16 protein-coding genes are annotated in these 14,661 nt (G+C 57.9%); 11 read left to right on the forward strand and 5 right to left on the reverse strand.

What is annotated here, in order from left to right:
* The first annotated feature begins 162 nt into the window (after window positions 1–162).
* The 3 genes from ACR0LF_RS10115 to ACR0LF_RS10125 all read left to right on the forward strand — a co-directional run bounded on the left by ACR0LF_RS10115 (window position 163) and on the right by ACR0LF_RS10125 (window position 1,879).
* Window positions 163–870: a DUF533 domain-containing protein gene (locus tag ACR0LF_RS10115; protein WP_480578245.1), complete on the forward strand. Its 708-nt coding sequence runs from the start codon at window positions 163–165 to the stop codon at window positions 868–870.
* Between the two features lie 127 nt (window positions 871–997).
* Window positions 998–1,165, forward strand: a complete 168-nt coding sequence (gene rpmG, locus ACR0LF_RS10120; RefSeq protein WP_007799108.1) for a 50S ribosomal protein L33 — start codon at window positions 998–1,000, stop codon at window positions 1,163–1,165.
* Window positions 1,166–1,372: 207 nt separating this feature from the next.
* Window positions 1,373–1,879 carry a hypothetical protein gene (locus tag ACR0LF_RS10125; protein WP_480578249.1) on the forward strand — a complete coding sequence of 169 codons (507 nt, stop codon included), beginning with the start codon at window positions 1,373–1,375 and terminating at the stop codon, window positions 1,877–1,879.
* 136 nt (window positions 1,880–2,015) lie between these two features.
* On the opposite strand, the gene ACR0LF_RS10130 is transcribed toward ACR0LF_RS10125, so the two are convergent.
* The gene (locus ACR0LF_RS10130; protein WP_480578252.1) at window positions 2,016–2,795 is read right to left on the reverse strand and encodes a Bax inhibitor-1/YccA family protein; all 780 of its coding nucleotides are present in this window, start codon (window positions 2,793–2,795) and stop codon (window positions 2,016–2,018) included.
* A 184-nt stretch (window positions 2,796–2,979) separates the two neighbouring features.
* The gene (locus ACR0LF_RS10135) at window positions 2,980–3,189 is read right to left on the reverse strand and encodes a DUF1127 domain-containing protein (protein WP_480856289.1); all 210 of its coding nucleotides are present in this window, start codon (window positions 3,187–3,189) and stop codon (window positions 2,980–2,982) included.
* A 124-nt stretch (window positions 3,190–3,313) separates the two neighbouring features.
* Between ACR0LF_RS10135 and ACR0LF_RS10140 the strand changes: the two genes are divergently transcribed.
* Window positions 3,314–4,195, forward strand: coding sequence for a LysR family transcriptional regulator (locus tag ACR0LF_RS10140; RefSeq protein ID WP_480578258.1), 882 nt, complete (start codon window positions 3,314–3,316; stop codon window positions 4,193–4,195).
* Window positions 4,196–4,201: 6 nt separating this feature from the next.
* On the opposite strand, the gene ACR0LF_RS10145 is transcribed toward ACR0LF_RS10140, so the two are convergent.
* Complete coding sequence (locus tag ACR0LF_RS10145; RefSeq protein WP_480578668.1) at window positions 4,202–5,158, reverse strand: NADPH:quinone oxidoreductase family protein; 957 nt, start codon at window positions 5,156–5,158, stop codon at window positions 4,202–4,204.
* A gap of 342 nt (window positions 5,159–5,500) precedes the next feature.
* On the opposite strand from ACR0LF_RS10145, the gene ACR0LF_RS10150 reads away from it, so the two are divergent.
* The 3 genes from ACR0LF_RS10150 to ACR0LF_RS10160 all read left to right on the forward strand — a co-directional run bounded on the left by ACR0LF_RS10150 (window position 5,501) and on the right by ACR0LF_RS10160 (window position 8,154).
* Window positions 5,501–5,872 carry a helix-turn-helix domain-containing protein gene (locus ACR0LF_RS10150; protein ID WP_170343628.1) on the forward strand — a complete coding sequence of 124 codons (372 nt, stop codon included), beginning with the start codon at window positions 5,501–5,503 and terminating at the stop codon, window positions 5,870–5,872.
* A 41-nt stretch (window positions 5,873–5,913) separates the two neighbouring features.
* Window positions 5,914–6,705, forward strand: coding sequence for a histidinol-phosphatase (gene hisN, locus ACR0LF_RS10155; RefSeq protein ID WP_480578260.1), 792 nt, complete (start codon window positions 5,914–5,916; stop codon window positions 6,703–6,705).
* A gap of 114 nt (window positions 6,706–6,819) precedes the next feature.
* Window positions 6,820–8,154: an 8-oxoguanine deaminase gene (locus tag ACR0LF_RS10160; protein WP_480578263.1), complete on the forward strand. Its 1,335-nt coding sequence runs from the start codon at window positions 6,820–6,822 to the stop codon at window positions 8,152–8,154.
* Here ACR0LF_RS10160 and guaD read toward each other — a convergent pair.
* Complete coding sequence (guaD, locus tag ACR0LF_RS10165) at window positions 8,151–9,437, reverse strand: guanine deaminase (protein WP_480578266.1); 1,287 nt, start codon at window positions 9,435–9,437, stop codon at window positions 8,151–8,153. The genes ACR0LF_RS10160 and guaD overlap by 4 nt on opposite strands.
* Window positions 9,438–9,578: 141 nt before the next feature.
* Here guaD and mgtE point away from each other — a divergent pair, with 141 nt between their 5' ends.
* Both mgtE and ACR0LF_RS10175 read left to right on the forward strand, forming a co-directional pair.
* A complete protein-coding gene (mgtE, locus tag ACR0LF_RS10170) occupies window positions 9,579–10,973 on the forward strand; it encodes a magnesium transporter (protein WP_480578269.1) in 1,395 nt (464 codons plus the stop codon).
* Window positions 10,970–11,527, forward strand: coding sequence for a 5-formyltetrahydrofolate cyclo-ligase (locus ACR0LF_RS10175; RefSeq protein WP_480578271.1), 558 nt, complete (start codon window positions 10,970–10,972; stop codon window positions 11,525–11,527). Before mgtE ends, ACR0LF_RS10175 begins: the two co-directional genes overlap by 4 nt.
* Before the next feature lie 3 nt (window positions 11,528–11,530).
* Here the strand turns inward: ACR0LF_RS10175 and ACR0LF_RS10180 are convergent, their stop codons facing one another.
* On the reverse strand, window positions 11,531–11,758 hold the full coding sequence (locus ACR0LF_RS10180; RefSeq protein ID WP_480578274.1) for a putative hemolysin: 228 nt from the start codon (window positions 11,756–11,758) through the stop codon (window positions 11,531–11,533).
* Window positions 11,759–11,891: 133 nt separating this feature from the next.
* Here ACR0LF_RS10180 and ACR0LF_RS10185 point away from each other — a divergent pair, with 133 nt between their 5' ends.
* Both ACR0LF_RS10185 and ACR0LF_RS10190 read left to right on the forward strand, forming a co-directional pair.
* A complete protein-coding gene (locus ACR0LF_RS10185; RefSeq protein ID WP_480578277.1) occupies window positions 11,892–12,707 on the forward strand; it encodes a TIGR00282 family metallophosphoesterase in 816 nt (271 codons plus the stop codon).
* Between the two features lie 87 nt (window positions 12,708–12,794).
* The gene (locus ACR0LF_RS10190; protein ID WP_480578280.1) at window positions 12,795–14,573 is read left to right on the forward strand and encodes an SLC13 family permease; all 1,779 of its coding nucleotides are present in this window, start codon (window positions 12,795–12,797) and stop codon (window positions 14,571–14,573) included.
* Window positions 14,574–14,661 lie beyond the last annotated feature (88 nt).

Below are 14,661 nucleotides of genomic sequence, written 5' to 3' on the forward strand. Positions count from 1 at the left end.
GAACCTATCACGAATCCGTAATATGTACAAACATGATGCCGAACTACACGTCTGTTCCAGTCGTTATTACAAGCGCTTATCGCCTTGGGGTTGAACGCGGTATTCGTCTTCACATTCGGCTGTTAGGCTCGGGCGCACATTTGCAGAACCGGGAGGTTAGTTATGAGCTTTATGAAAACACTTGCGTCGGTGGCCATTGGGTTTGCTGCGGCCAAGGGCATGGACAAGTATCAGAAGATGGGCGGAATGGCTGGCCTTCAGGATATGATGCAAGGTTCTGGTGGCGGCTTTGGCATGGATCAGTTGGGCAAAATGGCCGAGCAATTCGGCCTTCCCGGTGGCGCGACGGGCCTGCAGGACATGATGGGCAAAATGGGGCTGGGTGGTACAGCCGCAGGTGCAGCCGGTCTTGGCGGGCTGTTGAATGCCATGCAGGGCGCTGCGAAAACAGGCAGCCAACAGACAACCGACATGATGGAGGCCGTGTTCGGCGGAACACCTGCGGGTGCTGCGATGGAAGCCCAGGCCAAATTGATGCTGCGGGCGATGATTCAGGCGGCCAAGGCAGATGGTGAGCTGGATGAACAGGAAAAGGAAACAATCCTGGGCGAGTTGGGCGACGACATCAGCGATGAAGAGCGCGCCTTCGTTCAGGAACAGCTGAACGCTCCGATCGATGTGATGGGTCTAGCGGCTGATTCTGGTGCCCCACTTGGAGCGCAGATTTATGCGACGTCTCTGGCCGCAATCCGTCTGGACAACGCGCGTGAGGCGTCATACCTGCGACAATTGTCCACCGCTTTGGGCCTGTCGGACGCGGAAAGAGACCAGATTCACACCTATATGGGGGCTCCGACCCTGCGCGATTGACCCTGTTCCCGATTCCTGAGCTGGTATCATCCGATTGGCCTTGACATAGGCGGTGCAGCGCGTAAAAGCGCACGCTCATAGGAATTCAACCGAAAGGCCCCTGCCTTTCCGGACGCAGGAGATAACCATGGCGAAGCCGACGACAATCAAGATCCGTCTGAACTCGACCGCGGGCACGGGCCACTTCTACGTGACCAAAAAGAACGCGCGCACCATGACGGAAAAAATGACCGTTCGTAAGTACGATCCGGTCGTTCGTAAGCATGTCGAATACAAGGAAGGCAAGATCAAGTAATCTGCCGTTCCACGTGGACATTTCGAAAAGGGCTCTGTCTGGCAGAGCCCTTTTTCAGTTCTGCTTTCCTGTCTTTCGGCGGGTAGCACCCTGAGCGGTCCGTTGCAGTGGCGCATCAGCGGTTGAAGCAATCGCACTGACCGTGGCTTGCTTTTTGCGGCGTCCTGCAAGTACGCTTCAGCAAACCGCCACAAAATGTTGACCGCCATGAAAAAAATCTTGTTATCCACAATTGCCGTTCTGACCCTAGCGGCCTGTGACGATCCGTTTAACCGCGAAGGTGTCGGGTTTACCGGAATCGATGGCGAACCGCGCACGATTGCGGATGTACCCGGAGCCGTTGCCTTCCTGCCTGATGCGACCAACGTTCCTGCTGAACTGGCAGAGTTGCGGACTGTCACGCTTTTGAGTGACGAGGTCGAGCCGTCCAAGGTGGCATCGGTCGCAATCGACAATGGCGGGCAGACGCCTGACAACGCGGTACAACTGCAGGGCAGCGACACGAACCTGTTCCTCAGCACAGTTAGCGTCAATGGGACCCTGTTTGGTGTTCTGCGCACACCGAAAAACAACGTTAAGGTGGACAACTCGATCGGAGTGGGTTTCGCGGAAGAGACCGAGCGTTTTACCGGCTGCCTGCCAGCGGGTGATGTGTTCCGCAAAGGCACGTCCGAGAAGAGTTCCGGCTTTGCCATTCCGCTGAACTGCAGCTAAGCACAGCCGAGTTCCAGAAACAGAAAGCCCCGCCTGATCGGCGGGGTTTTTCGTTTCTGGGCTAATGAAAAACTGACGCGCAAAGAAAAGGGCCGGTCAATGACCGGCCCCGAACCAATTCTTATGCCGTAACGGCTTATTCCTGTTGCCCCATGAACATCAGCAGGAACTGGAACATGTTCAGGAACGAGATGTACAGGCTCAGCGCGCCGTCAAAGGCCGCTTTGTCCAGCCATTCCTGATCGCCATGCGCTGCATGGGCGACGTAGGTGTTCTTGATGTCCTGCGTATAGAACGCGGTCAGACCTGCGAAGATCAGAATGCCGATGGCCGAGATGGCCAGCATCATGACGCCGGATTGCAGGAACAGGTTGATGATCATTGCAACCAGCAGACCGATCACGCCCATCATCAGGAAAGTGCCCATACCGCTGAGGTTACGCTTGGTGGTGTAACCGTACAGGCTCAGGCCAGCAAAGGCGATCGCGGTCACCAGGAAGGTCTGTGCAATCGAATAGGGTGTGAAGACCATGAAGATCGAGCTCATGGATACGCCCATCACGGCGGCAAAGACGAAGAAGCCAAGCTGAACCGTCGCGGCCGAGCCACGGCGCATCAAGGCGCCCCAGCCAAAGAAGATAAAGGCCAGCGGGGCAAACATGACAACCCATTTCAGCGGCGACAGGAACAGCGCACCGCCCAGGCTGGTCAGGTAGCGATCAGCGCCGATCTGCGCGACCGCGTTGCTTGGGTCACTGGTCACTGCCAGCCCGGCAATAGCCCATGCCGCCAGTGCTGTGATCAGCATGCCGATGGACATTGTGCCGTAAACTTTATTCATGTGGGCGCGCAGGCCCTGATCAATCTCGGCGGCGCGCGCGCCGGATACCGTCCGGATCGTGTCGAATTGTGCCATCAAAGGGTCTCCCTTGTTCTTGTGTTAATACGCCCCGGCGAAGCGGGGCGGTTTTCCCCCTAAATATCGGCAACTAGGGGCTGTGTTTCAAGAGATTCCGACCGAAAACCGACTAAAACACGCAACAAAAATAGCGATAGGCGACTCCAGGTCACCTATCGCCTTAAAAATATGTGTATCACAGTTATCTTTTCCAGAATTGAGGCGCATCCCAGAAGAAACGATCTGCTTCTGCCGATGCCTCTGCACGGGTCACCCCGATATCTTCAAGCGTGGTGTCGTCCAACTGTGCCAGTTTGCGGCGCTGTTTAGACAGCTCGAATGCCTGCAAGATCAAGGTCATCAGCGACCGTTTTGCCGGTTTGCATGGGTGATGGATTGCAAGTTGGGTCATAGCGTGTCCTTTCTGCTTTCTCGATGGTTTCACCAACTGTCATCAATTTCCTTGATTGATATGGGGGAATATGACACATTTTAAAAACGAATATTTTTGATGGAACGCATAAGGAATCGTGAAGATGCGAAATCTGGACATTACCACCCTGCGGTCCTTTGTGGCGGTTGCGGATCAAGGTGGCGTCACGCGCGCCGCTGGATTTTTGCACCTGACGCAATCCGCCGTTTCGATGCAGTTGAAACGGTTGGAAGAGTTGCTGGGCTTGGAGCTGCTGGATCGCAGCGGCAGAACAATTGCTCTGACCGCGTCCGGTGAACAACTGCTGGCTTACGCGCGCCGCATGATCGCCTTGAATGACGAGATCATCTCAAAACTCACCGATCAGGCCTTTGAGGGCGAGGTGGTTCTGGGCGTTCCCCATGACATCGTTTATCCCGCGATCCCTCGGGTCTTGCAGCGGTTCAATGCAGATTTTCCCCGCGTCCGGGTGCAGTTGGTGTCGTCTTATTCACTGCAACTGAAAGACATGTACAAACGTGGCGAGTGCGACGTGATCCTGACGACCGAGCCGTCCTCGGCTGAAGGGGCGGAAACCATTGCCGAACTGCCGCTGCGCTGGATTGGTGCCCCGGGCGGGTCAGCCTGGCGGAAGCGACCACTGCCCTTGGCGCTCGGGCGTCGTTGCCTGTTCCGGCCACAGGTGATTTCGGCACTGGATGCCGCCGGAATACCTTGGGAGCTGTCGGTAGAAACCGAGAACGACCGTACGATCGAAGCCACGGTCAGTGCCGATCTGGCGGTGCATGCTATGCTGGACGGGACCGAAGCCGCGCATCTTGAGCAGATCGAGTCCGCTGGGGCATTGCCGGACTTGCCCGCGCATATGATCAACCTCTACGGCGGCGAACCGGGCCGTGACGCAGTGGTCGAGGCGCTGGCGCAACTTGTGCGACAGAATTTTCGCATGCTGGGCAGCACGCAGTTGCGGGCCGTGGTCGGGTGATCGCGATCAGGGGGTGATTACGATTTTGCCCGTCGATTTCCGCTCTTTCAGCAATTGCAGCCCCTGCGCGACGTCTTCTAGTGGCAGGACATGACTGATATGCGGTTTGATCCGGCCTTCTGTGTGCCACCTGAACAGGGTTTCAAAACTGTTGCGCACAGCTTCGGGGCGAAATTTCAGATACCCTCCGATGTAAAGCCCGATCACCGTCAGGTTCTTGACCAGCAGATGGTTGGCTGGAATTTGCGGAACCTCACCCCCGGCGAATCCGATGGGCAGCAAACGTCCTTCCGGGTTCGTGGCGCGGAAGGCTGCCTTGAATACGTCCCCACCGATTGCATCATAAACGACGTCCGCGCCGCCCAGCGATTTGACCCGATCCCGCAGATCTTCCGAGGCATCGATCAGATGATCGGCACCTGCGGCGCGGGCAACGGCGAGCTTTTCATCGCCGCGGGCCTGCGCGATGACCGTGGCCCCCATGAGTTTGCCGATCTCGACAGCGGTCAGGCCGACACCACCTGCTGCACCTGTGACCAGAAGAGTTTCACCGGGTTGCAGGCGAGCCCGATAATCCAGGGCCATGTGGCTTGTTCCGTATGCGATCTGGATGGCTGCAGCATCCTCGAATCGCGTGGTGTCCGGCAGCAAGATCGCGCGTTCGGCGTCGAACACGCCATACTCTGCCAACCCGCCCTGACCCGAGTACACCGCGATCCGGTCGCCGGGTTTCAGGTTTGAAACCTCGGGCCCGATGGCGTCCACGACACCAGCAATTTCCATGCCCAAAGTGAATGGGGCAGGGGGCGTGTCCTGATATGTGCCTTGCTGCATCAGCAGGTCGGCAAAGTTCAGGCCACAGGCTTTTATCGCCACCCTCACCTGGCCTTTACCCGGCTCTGGCATCTTGACGTCACAAAGCTGGGCAGACGCCCCGTCGGATGGAATGCAATAGGCCCGCATGACGCTCCTCATTTGTTTCGGACATAGGCGCGTGTGCTGTGTGAAAAGTCAATTCATTTGGGTCTGCGGGCAAAATGGATCAGAGATTTGCTGCATGATTTCGAACGGCGCGCAAAACAGGTTTGTATATGCTCAGACGAATACAACCACAAATCCTTGTGAATGATCCCCGACTCAACCAGCTTGAAAAAAATCTCAAAACCGGCATTATAAGTAGTCAGTGCTGTTAACGGGGGGCGGTACAGTCCGGATTAGGGAGTGGTTAAGGGGAGCTCTCTAATATTGCGATATCGGACGTCGCAACATCCCGTGCAGATGTTTGTGTAGTATAGGAGAATACCAATGACTCATCACGTCGATGTCCATGTGGGCAAGCGCGTTCGGCATCGCCGCTGGCTGATTGGCATGACCCAGCAGCAGTTGGCGCAGCAAGTTGGTATCAAGTTTCAGCAAATCCAGAAATACGAGACCGGAGCCAACCGAATCAGCGCTTCCCGCCTGTGGGACATTGCCGAGGCTTTGGATGTTCCGGTCAGCTTCTTCTTCGAAGGTTTGGAAGAAGCCCAGAAAAGCGACGCGGACAAGAAATCTGTCCCTGCCGACCTGATGGGCGACAAAGAAGCTTTGGATCTGGTGCGCTCTTACTATGCGATTCCGGAAAACCAGCGCCGCCGCCTGTTCGAGCTGGCGCGCGTTCTCAGCGACGTCGCCTGATCGACTTGACTTTGTCGCGGATTGCTCGCACCTGAGGAGCTATGCAACCGACGACATTGAGCGATATCGAAATTGCCGAAGAAATGGCCGAAGCAGCGCGCGCGGCCATACTTCCTTTTTTTCGTCAAACAAATCTGGAAACGGCAAACAAGCTGGCCGACGGGTTTGATCCTGTCACCGTGGCCGACCGCGCCGCTGAGCAAGCGATGCGAGAGGTTCTGGCCCGCCATCGCCCCGATGACGGCATTCTGGGTGAAGAGTTCGACGCGCATGAGGGCGGCAGTGGCCGAACCTGGGTTCTGGACCCCATTGACGGCACGCGCGGTTTCATCAGCGGCACGCCAACCTGGGGTGTTCTGATTGCCTTAAGCGATCAGGATGGACCCTTCATGGGTGTAATCGATCAGCCCTATATCGGAGAGCGCTTTGTCGGATCGCCCTCCGGGGCTCAACTGACCGGCCCGCTCGGGACCAGCAGATTGCAAACGCGCGATACCAAAACATTGGATCAGGCAACCCTGTTTACCACTTTCCCCGAGGTCGGCAGCCCGGAAGACAGGGCAGGGTTTCAGGCTGTTGCCGAGCAGGTGAAACTAACGCGCTATGGCATGGATTGCTACGCTTATGCGCTTCTGGCCGCTGGGCAGGCGGATCTGGTGATCGAGGCTGGTTTGAATTCTTACGATATTCAGGCACCTATCGCGGTTATTCAGGCGGCAGGCGGTATTGTGACCGATTGGCAGGGTGGTCCGGCGCATGAAGGTGGTCGCGCCTTGGCAGCGGCGAACGAGGACATTCATGCCGCGGCGCTTCAGATCCTGCGCCAATTCTGAATTCTGTTGCCGGGCCCGGTAATGACGGGTAAACCGGATATAGCCGGTTCTTGAGCCCGTTTTCCGCCGGCTAAAGCACTCCTTGCACGAAACGGGCAGATGCAGGAGCGCGATATGACAGAAATCCTACTCAAGAACGCCGATCTGATCCTGACGATGGACGATACACGGCAGGAATTGTCCGGGGCTGACATTCTGGTCCGCGACGGGCAGATCGCCCAGATCGGGCAGGGATTGCGGACACAGGGCGAGGTTCACGACGCCTCGGGCTGTCTGGTGACACCCGGTCTGGTGAACACCCATCACCATCTCTACCAAACTCTGACCCGTGCTGTGCCGGGCGGGCAGGATGCGTTGTTGTTCGGGTGGCTGCAAACGCTTTATCCGATTTGGGCTCGGTTCGGGCCGGAAGAGATGTTCACCTCGGCCCAGCTCGGCTTGGCGGAACTGGCGCTGTCGGGCTGTACGTTGAGTTCCGATCACCTCTATCTCTATCCCAATGGCGTGCGACTGGAGGATACCATTGCTGCGGCGTCCGAGCTGGGGCTGCGGTTCCACCCGACGCGGGGCGCGATGAGCATTGGCGAAAGCGATGGTGGCCTGCCGCCGGACAGTCTGGTGGAAGAGGAAGCTGCCATTCTGGACGACATGATCCGCGTCGTGGATGCGTTTCATGACCCGTCGGAAGGCTCGATGTGCCGCGTAGGCCTTGCCCCGTGTTCGCCGTTTTCCGTCAGCCGGGACCTGATGCGCGATGCAGCGCTCTTGGCGCGGGACAAGGGTGTGATGCTGCACACTCATCTGGCCGAAAATGACGAGGATATCGCCTATTCGCAGGCTCAGTTCGGTTGTCGCCCCGGTCAGTATGCCGAGGATTTGGGTTGGACCGGCCCGGATGTCTGGCACGCCCATTGTGTCAAGCTGGACGGGGCCGAGATTGATCTGTTCTCGCGCACCAAGACAGGCGTGGCCCATTGCCCATGTTCGAATTGCCGCCTTGGATCGGGCATCGCGCCGGTGCGGGCGATGCGGGATGCGGGCGTCAAGGTCGGCCTTGGCGCGGATGGTTCGGCCAGCAATGACAATGGCAACCTCATGCTTGAAGCTCGGCAGGCGATGCTGCTGCAACGGGTGGCCAATGGCGCGGACGCCATGTCATCCCGCGAAGCGTTGGAGATTGCGACACGTGGCGGTGCGGACGTGCTGGGGCGCCCCGATTGCGGGCGGTTGATGCCCGGCAAGCGCGCGGACATCGCGGTTTGGGATACGCGCTGCATCGAAAGCGCAGGCAGTTGGGATCCGGCGGCCTTGCTTCTGGCGGGGCCGATGACGGTGAAACATCTGTTCGTCGAAGGCCGTCAGATCGTGCGTGATGGGCAGATCACAACGATTGATCTGCCCCGCGTGATTGAGCGTCAAAATATGCTTGCCCGGGCGTTGCAGGCTTAAGCCGCCTTCCGTCCGCCGATCCAAACCTCGGTCACGGCCCGATCATCACCCATCATGATGGTCGGGAAGACGGCCTCCCAAACATCGTCTGCATGGGCCTCACGCTGAGCAATCGCAGGAGTTGAGGCGAGGTCAAGCACGACCAGATCCGCCTCCATCCCCGGTGCGATATTGCCGATGCAATCGTCCATCCGCAAACTGCGCGCTGACCCGACCGTACCCAGCCACAGCAATTGCGCAGGGTGCAGCGGGCGTCCGCGCAGCTGGCCGATCTCATAGGCCGCCGCCATGGTGCGCAACATCGAAAAACTGGATCCGCCTCCGGTGTCCGTGGCCAGACCGATCCGATGGCCATCATGGATCAGCCCGTTCATGTCAAACAGCCCAGACCCAATGAAGGTGTTGGAGGTGGGGCAATGGATCAGCGAGGCATCGACCTCGCGCAAGCGATCCCGTTCCCTGTCTTCTAGATGGATGACATGCCCATACAAGCCGTTCTGCCCCAGCAGGCCGAATTTCTCGTAAGTGTCCAGATAATCACGCGCATCGGGAAACAGGGACCGGACCCATTCGATTTCGTCCGTTTGCTCGCTCAAATGGGTTTGCATCAGGCAATGCGGATGCTCGGCCCACAGCGCGCCCATCGCCTCAAGCTGTTCGGGTGTTGAGGTCGGCGAAAAGCGCGGAGTGATGGCGTAAGACAACCGGTCGATACGATGCCATTTCTCAAGCAGGGCGGCCGATTGGTCATAAGCCGTCTGTGCGGTGTCGCGCAGGCCCTCGGGTGCGTTTCGATCCATGCAGGTCTTGCCCGCGACCACACGCTGCCCGCGTTTCTGCGCGGCGGTAAAGAACGCATCCACGCTTTCGGGATGGATCGTGCAAAAGCTGCACATTGTGGTGGTGCCGTGCGCGGTCGTCAGATCCAGATAACGGTTGGCGATTTCGCTTGCATAGCTGAAATCGCCGAACTTCATTTCTTCCGGGAAGGTATAGCTGTTCAGCCAGTCGATCAGCCGCTTGCCCCAACTGGCGATCATCGCCGTCTGCGGGTAATGCACATGCGGGTCGACGAACCCTGCCATGATCAAGTGATTGTCGTGGTCCTTTACGTCGGCGTCAGGATGGGCTTGTGCCAGTGCATCGGCGGTGCCGACATCTGCAACACGCCCGTCTTCGATCACGACCGCTTCATCCAGCCGGGCGGCTTCGGTCGGGTCTCCGTCAAAGGGTGAGCCGGTGAAACTCAGAACCCGCCCTTTCAAAAGCGTTTTTTGCGCCATTTGCCCTGTTCTCCGCCAGTTTGGAACCGCGCATCAGCATAGTCGGGGGAAAGAAGTGGGTAAATCGGCGCATTGTCATTGTTTTCCGGTAGCTGCTTCTTCTATTTAGAGGTCAATCGCCGAAAAAAGGGGGGGCAGCGCATGACGACAGGCAGTGACGAAGCCGGACACGATCAGCCCCGGGACGAAGACGTCTACGCGCTGGATCCCAAGACAGTGGCGGCGATCCTATATGCGGTGGACATCGACGATCGCGATAAGCTGATCGAGTTGATGGAGCCGTTGCATTCGGCCGACATCGCTGACCTTCTTGAACAGATCAACCCGTTTGACCGTGCCCGCCTGATCCGCTTGTACGACAAGGAATTCGACGGCGACATCCTGTCTGAACTGGATGAATCGGTACGCGAAGAGGTGATCTCGGTCCTGAACCCGGACGTTCTGGCAGAAGCCGTGCGCGAGATGGAAAGCGACGACGTCGTTGACCTGCTGGAGGACCTTGAGGAGCCGCAGCAGGAAACCATTCTGGACGCGCTCGAGGATTCTGAGCGGGTCGCTGCAGAACAGGCGCTGTCCTACCCCGAGAACTCGGCCGGTCGCCTCATGCAGCGCGAGGTCGTCATGGCGCCCGAGCATTGGACTGTCGGGCAAGCCATTGATTTCATGCGCGCCAATGATGATCTACCCGAACAGTTCTATCACGTCGTTCTGGTCGATCCGCGCCTGAAACCGGTGGCGCAGGTGACATTGGGCAAGCTGATGGCGGCGCGACGTGAAGTTCCGCTGCATGATCTGGCCGAAGAAGAGTTTCACATCATCCCCGTCGATCAGGATGAAGAAGACGTAGCCTATGCCTTCAACCAGTACCACCTGATCTCGGCCCCGGTGGTGGATGCAGACGGACGTCTGGTTGGTGTCATCACCATCGACGACGCGATGGTCGTTCTGGACGAAGAGCACGAAGAAGACATTCTGCGTCTGGCCGGTGTGGGCGAGGAAAGCTCGCTGTCCGATAGCGTTGCCGCGACCAGTCGGCGGCGCCTGCCGTGGCTGGCGGTGAACCTGTGTACGGCGATCTGCGCCTCGCTGGTGATTTCGCAGTTTGAGGCCGCAATCGATCAATTGGTCGCGTTGGCCATCCTGATGCCGATTGTGGCGTCGATGGGGGGCAATGCAGGGACCCAATCGCTGACGGTTGCCGTGCGTGCTTTGGCGACACGCGACCTGACCAATGCAAACGTGATGCGGGTGATCCGGCGTGAATTGCTTGTCGGTATGCTCAACGGGCTGTGTTTCGCCATCGTGTTGGGAACCGTCGGAATGCTGTGGTTTGACTCTCCGCTGCTGGGTGTCGTGATTGGCTCGGCCTTGGTCGTGAATATGATCATCGCAGGCTTTGCAGGTACGGTAGTACCGGTCGTGCTGGACCGTATGGGCATCGACCCTGCACTGGCGTCGGGAACTTTTGTGACAACAACAACAGATGTCATGGGGTTCTTCATCTTTCTTGGGCTTGCCAGCGTGGTGTTACTGTGACCGATCTGACCGAAATCAAAGCTACGGCCCGCAAGGCGGCCTTTGCGCGTCGTAAGGCTGCATTCGATACTCGTTTGCCCGGTGCGGCAGGCCGTTTGTCCGAGGTTCTGGCAGGTCATCGCGGTGTGCCGATGTCGGGCTATATGCCGATCCGGACCGAGATTGACCCGCTGGCCGCAATGGCCGAGGCATCAGCTTATGGGCCAGTGGGGGTGCCCGTCATTCAGGCGGCCGGTCAGCCGCTGAAATTCTCTCGCTGGACACCTGAAGGTGCTCTGAAAGATGGCCCGTTTGGCGCCAGAGTGCCCGAGGTGGATGACTATTTCGATCCCGAGATTCTGATCGTGCCGCTGGTTGCATTCGATACAAAGGGTGGACGTTTGGGCTATGGCGGAGGCTTCTACGACCGGACGCTGGAAGGCCTGCGCGCCAAACGCCCGACACTTGCCATCGGCTTTGCCTTTGACGAGCAGGAGGCGCAGAACCTGCCGTTGGAGCCAACTGATCAACAGCTGGATATGCTCATCACGGAAAGCCGTGTGCTGACCTTCTGACTGTTATTGCTCGAAATGGCTGCGCAGGTAGTCCCAGGCATCCAATTCGGTGCCATCTTTCAGGATGCAGACACCAAAAACGCTTCCGTCTTCGTTTTTGCGAAGCTGGTAGGTTCCGTCGTTTTCGATGCAAAAAGTTGCGGCCGGGTTGGGCATGGAGGTTTTGGTGCCTTCTGCCACCGCCGCTGTGGCGGTCAAAAGGCAGGCGGTCAGAACTGTAAATGACTTCACGAAGAATTCCCTCTGTATCCAAGAACTGCATCAAAACATTGCCACGATTGAATGTGATTTCAACCTCTAAGGTGATGGCAAATTTCACGGTTCCGCCTTGTTATTGCCCTGCACAGCCCCTACGACCCGGTTCATGAGGATTTTGTTTCTTGGTGATGTCATGGGGCGCGCGGGCCGCGCCGCCGTTCAGCAACATTTGCCGCGTCTGCGAGACGAATGGCGGCTGGATTTTGTTGTGGTCAACGGTGAAAACGCGTCGAACGGCATGGGGCTCAGCGGTGATCACGCCAAGCTGCTTCTGGATGCCGGAGCGGATTGCCTGACGCTGGGCGATCACGCTTTCGACCAGAAAGACATGCTGCAATACATCGAGAAAGAACAGCGCATCGTGCGTCCGGTGAATTTTGCCAAGGGCGCACCAGGGCGCGGACACCGGCTGTTCAACGCGCCGGGCGGGCGCAAAGTTCTGGTGGTGCAGGTGCTGGGGCAGGTCTTCATGAAACGGCCCTTTGATGACCCGTTCTCGGCAATCGAGCCGATCCTGAAATCACATCCGCGCGGTGGTCAGGCAAATGCGATCATCGTCGACATGCATTGCGAGGCGACGTCCGAGAAGATGGCGATGGGCCATTATTGCGACAAGCGCGCCAGTCTTGTGGTTGGCACTCATACCCACGTGCCTACAGCGGATTCTCAAATTCTGCCGGGTGGCACTGCGTATCTGACAGATGCTGGCATGTGCGGCGACTATGACTCGGTCATCGGCATGGACAAAATCGAGCCGATGCGTCGCTTCATCACTGGTATGCCCAAGGCACGTTTTACCCCCGCAAACGGCGAGGCAACGCTGAGCGGTGTGTTTGTGGAAACCAACGATCAGGATGGCAGCGCAAAAACTGTGCGTATGGTGCGCGTTGGGGGACGTTTGGAACAGGCCGGACCCGAATAGTTAACGTCAGGCTTGCTCTGTTGCGCGCAATGCGTGAAACTGCCTGTCATCAGGCGCTTGGGCTCGGGTTCGGACAGAATACCACGAATGATCTTCCTTTCACTGACAGACACAGGGAGCGCAATTCTGGCGCTGCTCATCGTTGCGGGCATGTTCATCATGTTCCTGCGCGAGGTTTATCCGACCGAAGTAGTGGCCATCGGTGGCGTCTCGCTGATGCTTGTGACCGGCATTTTGCCGTATCAAAGCGCACTTGCGGTACTCTCCAACCCCGCGCCCTGGACGATTGGCGCGATGTTCATCATCATGGGGGCCCTTGTGCGAACCGGGGCGTTGGACTCGTTTACCTCGACAGCGCAAAAACAGGCTCAGGTTAATCCGCGTTTTGCCATCGGGTTGCTTATGGGGTTTGTCGTATTGGCCTCGGCAGTGGTGTCGAACACGCCGGTTGTCGTGGTGATGATCCCGGTTTTTGTGCAAATTGCCCGCACCCTGAACGTGCCCGCCTCGAAACTTTTAATCCCGCTGAGTTACGCCGCCATTATGGGTGGTACACTGACGCTGATCGGCACTTCGACCAACCTGCTGGTGGATGGGGTCGCCCGCGCGCAGGGAATGAAAGCTTTCACGATTTTCGAGGTCACGCCACTGGGGATCGCGGTGGTGATTTATGGCATGATCTATCTGCGGTTCATCGCGCCTAAGCTGTTGCCCGAGAGAGACAGTATGGCGTCGCTACTCAGCGATCGGTCAAAGATGAAGTTCTTTACCGAGGCCGTCATTCCGCCTGACAGCAACCTGATCGGGCGCGAAGTAACCGGCGTTCAATTATTCAAACGCGCCGGCGTACGTTTGATCGACGTGGTTCGTGGGGATGAGTCGCTGCGGCGTAATCTAAAGGGCGTCGAACTGAGGGTTGGCGACCGCGTGGTTTTGCGAACCGAGATGACCGAACTGCTGAGCCTTCAGACCAACAAAGAGCTCAAACGTGTGGATCAGGTTTCCGCGGTTGAAACCAAGACAGTCGAGGTGTTGATCACCCCCGGGTGCCGAATGGTTGGGCGGACCCTGGGCATGCTGCGCCTGCGGCGTCGGTACGGCGTCTACGTGTTGGCGGTGCACCGTCGCAATCAGAATATCGGCCGGCAACTGGATGATCTGGTGGTGCGGGTTGGGGATACGCTGCTGTTGGAAGGTGCCCCGGCGGATATCCAGCGGCTTGCGGCTGACATGGACATGGTGGACGTCACTCAGCCTTCCGCGCGCGCCTTCCGTCGCAGCCATGCACCGATTGCTGTTGGCGCATTGATCGGGATCGTCGCCCTTGCGGCGTTGGGCGTTGCGCCGATCCTGCTGTTGTCGATTGTGGCTGTCGCCGTGGTTCTTCTGACGCGCTGCATTGATGCGGATGAGGCGTTTTCCTTTGTCGAAGGCCGATTGCTTGCGCTCATTTTTGCGATGCTGGCCATCGGTGCGGCGCTGGACAGCTCAGGAGCGGTCTCTCTCATTGTCGAGTTCGTGGCGCCGGGATTGGGCGTTTTGCCGCCATTCCTGATTATCTGGGCGATCTATCTGTTGACTTCGGTACTGACCGAGTTGGTTTCGAACAACGCCGTCGCGGTCGTGGTCACGCCAATTGCCATCGGGTTGGCTCAGGCCGTGGGAATAGATCCGCGCCCGCTTGTGGTTGCGGTCATGGTGGCAGCTTCGGCCTCGTTCGCCACGCCGATCGGATACCAGACCAACATGATGGTCTACGGCCCCGGTGGTTACAGGTTCACTGACTTTTTGAAGGTTGGGGTGCCGCTGAACATAACGGTTGGATTGCTTGCCTCGCTGCTTATTCCGTTAATCTGGCCATTATAAAATCGGCGCAGAATTGCCGCCTGGATGGCTTCAGACTTGTAAATACCGGATGATGCACAATCTTTTGTGAATGTAATTTGCAAAGGGG

Source organism: Ruegeria sp. E8 (assembly GCF_056533985.1).